Annotated in this window: 11 protein-coding genes and 1 pseudogene; 9 read left to right on the top strand and 3 right to left on the bottom strand. The window is 40.7% G+C overall.

From position 1 onward, the window contains the following. The first annotated feature begins 59 nt into the window (after window positions 1-59). The 3 genes from BCV39_RS18485 (at window position 60) to BCV39_RS18495 (ending at window position 2,320) form a co-directional block, all read left to right on the top strand. On the top strand, window positions 60-947 hold the full coding sequence (locus BCV39_RS18485; protein WP_102432413.1) for a bacteriophage abortive infection AbiH family protein: 888 nt from the start codon (window positions 60-62) through the stop codon (window positions 945-947). A gap of 163 nt (window positions 948-1,110) precedes the next feature. Further along, window positions 1,111-1,941 carry a hypothetical protein gene (locus tag BCV39_RS18490; protein ID WP_102432412.1) on the top strand — a complete coding sequence of 277 codons (831 nt, stop codon included), beginning with the start codon at window positions 1,111-1,113 and terminating at the stop codon, window positions 1,939-1,941. A 127-nt stretch (window positions 1,942-2,068) separates the two neighbouring features. Beyond that, window positions 2,069-2,320 (top strand): hypothetical protein, encoded by a 252-nt coding sequence (locus BCV39_RS18495; protein ID WP_133146468.1) that lies wholly within the window; start codon window positions 2,069-2,071, stop codon window positions 2,318-2,320. A gap of 358 nt (window positions 2,321-2,678) precedes the next feature. On the opposite strand, the gene BCV39_RS18505 is transcribed toward BCV39_RS18495, so the two are convergent. After that, window positions 2,679-3,701, bottom strand: coding sequence for an IS110 family transposase (locus BCV39_RS18505; protein WP_102432409.1), 1,023 nt, complete (start codon window positions 3,699-3,701; stop codon window positions 2,679-2,681). A 133-nt stretch (window positions 3,702-3,834) separates the two neighbouring features. On the opposite strand from BCV39_RS18505, the gene BCV39_RS18510 reads away from it, so the two are divergent. The 5 genes and pseudogenes from BCV39_RS18510 (at window position 3,835) to BCV39_RS18535 (ending at window position 7,149) form a co-directional block, all read left to right on the top strand. Beyond that, window positions 3,835-4,629: a hypothetical protein gene (locus BCV39_RS18510; RefSeq protein ID WP_133146467.1), complete on the top strand. Its 795-nt coding sequence runs from the start codon at window positions 3,835-3,837 to the stop codon at window positions 4,627-4,629. A 160-nt stretch (window positions 4,630-4,789) separates the two neighbouring features. Then, entirely contained in the window at window positions 4,790-5,356 is a 567-nt protein-coding gene (locus BCV39_RS18515) for a hypothetical protein (protein ID WP_102432407.1), read from the top strand. Between the two features lie 234 nt (window positions 5,357-5,590). Then, window positions 5,591-5,911, top strand: a complete 321-nt coding sequence (locus BCV39_RS18525) for a hypothetical protein (RefSeq protein ID WP_102432414.1) — start codon at window positions 5,591-5,593, stop codon at window positions 5,909-5,911. A gap of 167 nt (window positions 5,912-6,078) precedes the next feature. Beyond that, a pseudogene (locus tag BCV39_RS18530) lies at window positions 6,079-6,440 on the top strand (MerR family transcriptional regulator). A gap of 37 nt (window positions 6,441-6,477) precedes the next feature. Next, window positions 6,478-7,149, top strand: a complete 672-nt coding sequence (locus BCV39_RS18535; RefSeq protein WP_102432406.1) for a hypothetical protein — start codon at window positions 6,478-6,480, stop codon at window positions 7,147-7,149. A gap of 146 nt (window positions 7,150-7,295) precedes the next feature. Here the strand turns inward: BCV39_RS18535 and BCV39_RS18540 are convergent, their stop codons facing one another. Then, window positions 7,296-7,583, bottom strand: a complete 288-nt coding sequence (locus tag BCV39_RS18540) for a putative quinol monooxygenase (RefSeq protein ID WP_102460940.1) — start codon at window positions 7,581-7,583, stop codon at window positions 7,296-7,298. Then, on the bottom strand, window positions 7,576-7,815 hold the full coding sequence (locus tag BCV39_RS18545) for a DUF2798 domain-containing protein (protein WP_063524166.1): 240 nt from the start codon (window positions 7,813-7,815) through the stop codon (window positions 7,576-7,578). Before BCV39_RS18545 ends, BCV39_RS18540 begins: the two co-directional genes overlap by 8 nt. An 86-nt stretch (window positions 7,816-7,901) precedes the next feature. Between BCV39_RS18545 and BCV39_RS18550 the strand changes: the two genes are divergently transcribed. Then, window positions 7,902-8,759 carry a LysR family transcriptional regulator gene (locus BCV39_RS18550; protein ID WP_102460941.1) on the top strand — a complete coding sequence of 286 codons (858 nt, stop codon included), beginning with the start codon at window positions 7,902-7,904 and terminating at the stop codon, window positions 8,757-8,759. Window positions 8,760-9,348 lie beyond the last annotated feature (589 nt).

Here is a 9,348-nt window from a genome sequence, read left to right on the forward strand (position 1 = left end):
ATAAATACTTAAGCGTTATATGCACGGGAAAGTCTTACCAACTGTAGATGGAGGTTTAAGTGTCTACATTATTTATAATAGGAAATGGTTTTGATATCTGGAATCGTTTACCGACGAGCTATTGGTACTTTAATCAAGAGTACAAAGATCATCTAGATGAACATATCCATTATTTTGATGACTTCTGTGATGTTGATGCTGAGTGGGCTAATTTTGAGGAGTCATTAGGTTCATTTAACGAAAATGAATTTCATGATAATGCTGCAATGCAGCCATCTTTAGAAGAGATGGCTGATGACCCTAAGCTGTTATACGGCTTTGAGGATGAAATTGCTATAAAGAAAGAAGAGCTTGTTGATGATATAACAAGTGCTTTTAAAACTTGGATTCGTTCCGTTGATGTAAATGAAGCACAAAAGCTAATGCACTTTTATCTACCAGCTCATTTCGTGAACTTTAACTATACAACCACTCTCCAAGATGTTTACAACATTCCTGAGCACACTGTTTTACATATACATGGAAAGGTTGGTAGGGAAATAATATTTGGGCATGGTCGTAATCTAGAATCACCTACTACGAGTGAAGAGAGTGATGAGCCTTGGTTTAACGAGACAACAAAAGAAGTAGCTCAAGTACACGGTGTTTTTCATAAGCCAGTCCATGAAATTTTAGAGCATCATCGTGAAACTTTGGAGAATTATAATGGTATCGAAAATATCGTAGTAATTGGACATTCAGTGAATGAAATTGATGCACCATACTTTAAATGTATCTTGGATGCTTATCCTGAAGCTAATTGGCAAAATTATAACTACGAGAATGCCGAAGATGGAATTGATGAAGTATCGGAAACACATTATAAACTCCTTGCTCTAGGTATCCCTGATGACAAATTGAGTTCATTTTCATCAGAGAAACTAAAAGAACTTTACCCTTTGCCATAATGTGCATATAAAAAGCGTTTAAGACAGATTCCCAACGCATGGCATTTTTCATTCTATCGTTGGGTTTTGTGTTTACGGTTGTATGGTTAGGTTTCGTGGTGGCGTTGCTCACTACTTAACGCGGCGTTAAGGCTACTGAATTAATCAATTGGAGTTATTTTTAGTGGAAAAAGAAAGTATAAACAAAAACACAATCCTATCAATTAAGAATGTTCGAGATGTAGTTGTCTTGGTATTTCTCGCTGTAATGACGTTCAAAATATTCAGTATGGAAATTACACTGAATATGAGCGAATTCGGCTTTACTGATTTACTATCAATTATTGTTGCATTCTTCTCGATAGCACTATCGGTTGCATTCTATTTTAAAGCGACAGATACAAGTAATCGCTTTTATGATAACTCATATGCGTTTACAAAAGAGATGTCTGAAGTTATTGGTAGAATGGAATCTGGTTTTGGTGAAAAGCTAAAGCATTTGGATGAAGGCTATACTGGAATAAGAGACAAATTCGACCAACTTCCTTTTGATTTCAATCAAACTCAAAAAGAGCTTGAAATCGAAAATGCCGAGATTAAAAAGAAAGAAGAAGAACAAAGAAAAACACTAGAGGAACTAGCTAAAAAGGCTCATCTAGCTGAAAACGAAAAACAAGAACTCTTTGAGCGTATGAGCAACTTGAGTCGAGAACTAGAAGAATCTAAGTCTCAAGCCAGACGTTTCGAACGACAGATGCTTCTACATGAATCGAGTGATGCTGATTCCTTTACAGTGCTTAGTTACGTAGTTAGGCAACTGTCTAAGTTCCGAAATCCAGAAATATCGATGAAATCACCACGCTCAGGGTTTAGATATCTGTTTCGTAAACATAAGGAACAACTCCACTCTGATGCTATCCATGATCTTGAACGCCTTGGCTTCATCGATGAAGAAGGCGATTTAACCAGAAATGCACTAGATCGGCTGAGAATGCTTGATCGTAAAGTCGCGTAGCCTTAACAAAGCATTTAAGATTGATTCGCAACGCTTGGCAGTTTCGCTTCGCTCAAGTATAGCCAAGCGTCGCTCACACCGTAATGCGGCGTTATAGTTTAAGAAGAAAATGAGAAGTGAGGTTTGTATGAATAGTACCGATATAGAACAACTAACAAGAAGAATGGAGATATTTTCAACACCATTAGATGTCGAGAAGTATATTGCCGATGGGATTATGAGCCGTTATAAAAATACTAAAACTCAGTTTGTTATTCATGGCTCTAAAGATGAACTACCGGAAGAGGTTAATGCTCGGTCTAACAAGCTACAAGTTATATCAAACAAAGATGGGTCGACTACCTTGGTTTTGGGACTGAATTTAAAAGTCAGAAAATAGCGTGCGTTGGAAAAAAAGTTATAACAAACTGTTTAAGAGTGATTCGCAACACTTGGCATTTTTGCTATGCGTTGCGTTTAGTGTTTAAGGTGCTATGCGGAAGCATCGGTATTGCGTTGCTCACATATATGGTCTCCCCCAGTTTTGCAAGTCAGCAGTATGATTAAAAGCGCAGGTTAACTTCCATATATACGGCCTGTTGAGCGGCTATTGCCTTGGCCAAGATGAGGAAGTCGAACACGAAGTCCTAATCACCTTATCGACTTTATAAGACAGTGTGAGCATAAGGTTTTCAACGTGTAGGATTTGTCCTGTTATTCATCTTACTACGTACTTTGCAAAGGGTTGGTGATCATCATTAGCTTTGTGTTGGTCGATACTCTTCATTTTTAGTGATGACGGCCCACGCTATGCGCATGAGTTTGTTTGCTAAAGCGACAGCGGCTCTGTTTGGTCCTCGTCGCTCTTGGAGTTCAAGCATCCACTTACTGAGATTATCGGATTTAAATTTGGCGCGCCTCAGCGCTGCTCTTGCTCCATGAACGAGTAGGGAGCGGATATACGTGTTGCCTCTTTTGGTTATCCCAAGAAGAATGACTTTGTCACCGCTGGTATCTTGCTTCGGCACAAGGCCCATTGCGGCGGACGCATCTCTACCGGTTTTGAACTGTTGTCCGGAGCCAAGCCATACCGCAACGGCTTGGCTAGTGAGTGGCCCAAAGCCAGGAATAGACATGAGTCGCTTTGCGTTTTCGAACTGCTTGATGGTTTGGTTAAGTTTATCGTCGAACCATTTTACTTGTTCGTCGATGTATAAATATCGTTCGTACTGATGGGATAGCAGCTCTCTTAATATACAAGACAGTTGGTTTTCATCGTTCTCGAGTATTTCGGGTATGGCCTTTCTGAAGGCAGCGGCTCCTTTGGGCATAATGATGCCGTATTCAGATATGAGGCCACGCACTTGATTAACGATGCGAGTTCTTTCAGTGACGAGCAGACGTCTCATTCGAATAAGAGATTGGATGTCTTGTTGCTCGACGGATTTATGAGGGACAGGGTGAGGTCTTTTATAGAGCGCGACTTCGGCAATGGCTTCGGCGTCGTTATAGTCGTTTTTCTGTTTACGCCTTTGAGTTTTCACATGTTGGGGTGCGTAGAGTATGACTTCGTGACCGAACTGAGAGAATTCACGAGCCCAATAATGGGCACCAGAGCATGCTTCCATAGCAATGGTACAAGGCTCTTTATTGGCGATGTAGCTAAGTAGCTTACTTCGTTGAAGTTTTTTACGAGAAAGGTTCTTTCCTTTATGATTGATTTCAAAAAGAAAGAAGATATTTTTTGCTAAATCGATGCCGATGATTTTATGCTGAGTCATGGTCTTCTCCTTTTACTTCGGACCTGAACACTCCAAGCATGGCTTACGGCCATGTGAAGTGGTAGGGGGAGACCATCTCATCACCTTAGCAGGACGTTAGGCATAATAGGAAAGTTAGTCATTGATGAGTGGTATGAAAGAATTTCTAGACGTTCTGAACAAAGCCAAAAATGTACGATTAAATTTGGCAATTTTTTGTGTGGTTTCAAGTCTGCTATGGGCAAGCAATTTGGAACATATTGCACTTGAGGCCTTATCAAAGACTTTGCTTCAAAGTTTATTTTTCTTAACTTCAATTCGCCTTGTCTATGCTGTTATTTCGTTGATGCTCGATACATTTGAAAGATGGCGTATGAAAAAGAAAAATGCAGAAGGTGCGCAGGAAAGAGTATTGCTAGAAGAAAAGGAAAAGCAGTACAAAAAAGAAAAAATGCGCCAAAAATTCCATGATTTGGATATTCATCAATTGTACATAATCCAGGAACTCAAAAAGCAAAATCACGTCTCGGTCAGAAAAGGGGCTGCACTATTCACGTTGAAAAACGAGAACATAATTTACACACCTGCGGTTGGAGATAAATCAGAATCAGCATCCCTAACTATTTTGGCAAAAACGTTGTTGGACGAAGAGCTGTGGGCTAGCTTTGATCAACTGAAATACAATGCTTTAACTAGGTTTTTTAGTGGTATGCAGCCAAAAGATGTAGAGCATTTTGTTGAGTTTTTGAAGAAAGATTCAATCTGTACTAAAAGATATAACCCTAGGAATGGTAGCTACTACTATGATAATGAACGTGTCTTCTCAGCATTTTCTAAAACCACAGTTTTCTCACAACCACAACGCAACTATACCTACAATCTAGACCCTATAGCAAAAGAAGTCGTTGTTTCTCTGTTTGGTAATGAGGTCAATGAAAATTATGGCTAACAAAACCTTCAAGACTGATTCGTAAACGCGTGCCGAACTTGCCTCGCTCAGACATGGCACACGTTCACTCACAGCTTAAGGCGGCGTTATATGGCAAATCGAACAAGTACCTATAGGCTCTTGTTAAGTAACAAGAAATCAACCCAATAGAAGGTGAATAATGAAACCTGAGTTATTTGATAAAATGTTAAAGCGTATTTCCGATGGGGGTTATTCATCGGATAAATTACAAGTGTTATACGCTAACGCTGAGAAACAAGGTGATGAGCAAGGTCGAAATTTAATGGCTCACATCGTTAACTACTCGCAATATCAAGATACGGTTTTGTATAAAAAATTGGTTCCAGAAAGTGATGTTAAACGCAAACAATTTATGGAAGACGAAGGCTTTACGTGTGCGAATTGGTTGTGGTCTTGGTCGTTCGTTAATCATGAGAAAAAAGTAATTGCTTTTGGTGCCTGGAATACCGCATATGTTGATGAAAATAATGTTGTGATTCTTTGTGAAAGTTGGAAAGGAAAGGAGCGAGAAGCATTAGGGTATAGCCAAGCACTGAAACATATAGACTTAGTTGAAAATGAAGGTTATCGCTATCAGGTATTTAATATGATACATGGTGGACATGACTCTAATGGGCGTTCGAAAATTGCCGGAATAGATCCAGTTTTACGAAATGCTATAGTCAGGAAAGAAGGCGTGGACTGGATAGCAACGGTTTCGCAATAAACTGCTATATAACAACTGTTTAAGAGTGACCCGCAACGCGTGGCATTTTTACTATGCGTTACGTTTAGTGTTTAAGGTGGTATGCGGGAGCTTTGGTATTTCGTTGCTCACACCTCAACAAGGCATGAGTAACGCAATTTGCGGGTTGTGTCATAGGTTGCATATTATGTCTAAGTGTATGTTTATCATCATGTTAAGGTAACTCGTATGTATCAAACTACGGGCAACCTTATTATGAAAAAAGTTCTATTAGCACTTACCTTTGCTTTATCAGCAACATCATTCAACTCATCGGCTGCATTTGGGCTAAGTGATTTAAAGCAAGACAAGATCTGTCATTTTGCTAACGGTGATGAAGCGAATGCCAAATGTAAAGATGGTGATGTAGCCATGTGGACACCAAATTCATTTGGTAACGAACAACTACCAATCTTGTATATCTCACTGTTTTGCGATTTTGAAGCTCCAATTACTCATACCGTGGGCGGTGTTTCTTGTATTTTTACCACCAAGCGTAAAGCTCAATGGAGTGATTTTGGTATAACAGTTAAGTAACAAAGCGTTTTAACCCGCATTTATTAGTAGAGCCCAACGGCAGCAAGCTATCGTTGGGTTTTGCGCTTTTAGAGCTAAGGTTTCTTGGATGATAGTTTTTGGTTTGGAGGTTAGTATTCTTTACCAAAACAACGCATTCGCTTATTCGGCTATTAAGGAAGTAAACCATGAACATGAAGGCGTTTTCTAGCTTGGTGGGTTTGTCGGCTCATACGCTTAGGTACTATGAAAAAATCGGTTTGCTTAAAAATGTTCAGCGTAATAGCAGTGGGCACCGAGTGTATACCGCGAAAGACGTAAAGTGGCTTGAGTTTGTCATTCGCCTAAAAGAGACTGCCATGCCACTCGAAGAGATATTGGAATACGCTCGATTAAGGGAGCAGGGCAGCAGCACGGTACTTGAACGTCAGCGCTGCTAGAACAGCACCAACAGAGTTTAGAGTTATTGTTTTTATGTTCAGAGGTGTCGCACTTCGTATTTTCCTCTCAAGGGTTTTATCGAAGTGATGAGGGAACTTATAAGAATTAGGCGTCGTAAGCTATAGAGGGAGGCAAGCTTAAAAGGTATGAAAAAATATATTTTTGGTTCGTTATTTTTACTGATCGTGGTTGTTGGTACCTACTTATCGTTTGGCGTTTATCGGAACTCTGCTTTCTCAACCAATATTGAAAATGGCAGCTATGGTGAGTGTCTGAATGACTCTGCGATAAAGAAATACAGTATTGATCTGTGGAATCGAGAGGATGCTTTTGATGTTCGTTTTGTCGAATCAGGCAATTCTCATTGCTTTGCACCAAAGTTTCCAGCAATTGAGGTTTCGTCCTCAAAGGTGACACACTGGCTACATATTGTGGAAACATCGAGCGGCGCGCAGTTTTCAGGTAAACATGCGTCCTTGGGAAACTTTGGTCCCAATTGGGTTTTTGTTGATGTTGGTAGCCAAGAGAAGCGTGATAGTAGTTACCCATTTTATAGTTTGGGAAAGGTTTTTCGAGATAATCCAGGTTGGACTTCGGCTCCCCACATCACTTTAACTTGGAATGGAAAGTTGTTTGGGCTATCTGAAATAGGAGGGGTATTCTATCCAGTTGGCGCGGTGTCTTGGGGTTTTAATCTAAAAAGTTGGTCTTTAGCTCCGGAAGCTCTTTCCCCTAAATTACTCGAGAAAAGTGCGTGGTTGGAAGTGGTGGAAACACTTAATGATGAGTATCCGGGCTATGTATTCAGTGCTGAATAGGCTATGCATATAACAAACGACTAAGGCTCAAGATACTTTTTCGAATGTTCACGGAATGAGTTAGAGCCGAAGCTCAAGCAACTTTTAAATGATAGGTAGGTGAGGCCAATACCTACCTAGTGACTTACTCAGATATATCTGAGAATTTAACCCTCTACATTGGTCATTTTGTGTATTTGTGGCTCATGAGCTAATGCGGTTTTATAAAACTCAAATATCGGTGTGATATATGGCTGGGCATAGTGTTCGTCTAGGGCGGCCTGGTCGACCCAGTTTTCAACCAAGATAAGCTGATCTTTCGCTTTGTTTTCATATAGCTCAAAACGCAAGCAACCCGCTTCTTCTCGAGTAGCCGTTAGAATGCCTTCAGCTTTTTGTTTGCACTCCGCATAAAATTCACTTTTTGGGGTAATAAAAGCCACAACACTAAGCATTGTTTTTCTCCTTTTGGGGGGTAAATTGGCACATCAATTTTTGGGTTAATACCATGATTGGTTTATTCAACAAGTAGGCCGCTGCAAACGAAGCCGGCCAAGCATTAATAAAGGCAAAGCCCCATCGACTGATGAAATCCTCTGGTAAACCGAGATTGATGTAAGTAACCCACGCGGACACCATACTTGACATCGCACATGAGAACAGAGCAGTGAACAAAAGTTTTGTCATAGCGCTTCCTCCTGTCTGTATACTGTATGGATTTATCGTATCCTCAGCCATACGAGCTTTAGAACACTAAGATTGCGGAAAACCCTATGCTGGATGATTTTTTATTATTTGTTGAAGTAGCCCGTCGAGGCAGTTATTCAAAAGCGGCACGAGACTTAAAAACTACCGCGCCTACCTTGTCCAAACGCATCTTATTGTTAGAAGAGAGATTAGGTGAGTCACTCTTTATTCGCTCCTCTAGGGGAGTCAAACTCACCAGCTTTGGTAAAGGGTTATTTGAACAGCTTGGCGAGACCACCCTAAATCTTCATCAGGCTGTGACTGAAAGCTCGAAAAGTGAAGCGGTTTCATTCGTCTTACATTGCCCACGAAACTTAATCATTGGCCAACTATACCCAGCGCTTGAAGCCTTTCTGCTAGAGAAAAGGCATGTGGATGTCGTTATTGAGCCTGCCAATACAAATGTGCTGCTCAGCCAAACTTCTTTTGATTTAGCCATACGTAGTGGAGAGCAAAGAGACTCGTCTTTTTACCAGAAAAAGTTAGCCAGCATTGCCGTATGCCTTGTCTCAAGACGAGACTGCAAAAGCCGAGAGCGACTCATTATGCCGTACTCTAAGACGCAAATTTCAGGGCAAGACTTGCTAAGTATCGAGCGGCAATACTCTAAGGTTTCTCGGGTCAACGACATTACCTTGGTACGTAAACTGGTCGCGTCAGGCATGGGTGTAGGCCTATTGCCTATGACAGAGATCGCCGATTTGTATAGTGAGATGTCCGGGCACGTTCAATACGACTCTGAGATACTTTTTACTCGGCCTATGTATGCCTTGTGGGCGAATAAACCAAAGCCTTCGTCACTGTCCCAAGATCTGATCACATGTATCGAGAGCTGTGTTCAAAACACTCCTGCTTTACAAGGGCGCATGGTTGATTTGACGTGATTGGGTTGGCTGCTACGGGAAGGTAATTTCTCCATATATCAACGATTGTTGGTGAGGTGATAATAAACCGACCTAGCCAAGGTTATTTGTCTTTATAGACCGCATCATACTGTTTTCCCTACAAAACTTAATATCAAGTTCATGGATAATTTACTTACCATCTTTAATCGAAGTAGATGGTGTCAAGGTTGTTGCAATAGACGAATTTGGGGGCGATAGATATTAAGCTGGAGAAAATATTGATATCCGTTTATCAGTCGGCCTCCACTATGAAGACGAAGAATGGGAGTCAATATTTTCAGGTAACCCCGAAGCCAAGAAAGAGCTAAAACATCATTGGGGCTGGCGCTATCGGGCATCGTGACAGGCATAGATCCTGAGGTAATAGTTGATGTGGGTATTGCACATCTATCAGCACCTATCGAGACTAGTGATCCAAGAGTGGTAGGAGAAAGCATTGCATTTACCATCGATAGACTTGATGCGCACAGCAGCTAGCAAGGCGCTGCTGTTGGACAACTTTTCCATACTCCAATTAATCCGTTACATTCTAATTTAGTAATGTAGCTAACAAACTTTTGTCCAAAAG

The sequence above is a fragment of the Vibrio sp. 10N.286.55.E10 genome, assembly GCF_002872555.1.
Taxonomy (GTDB): domain Bacteria; phylum Pseudomonadota; class Gammaproteobacteria; order Enterobacterales; family Vibrionaceae; genus Vibrio; species Vibrio crassostreae.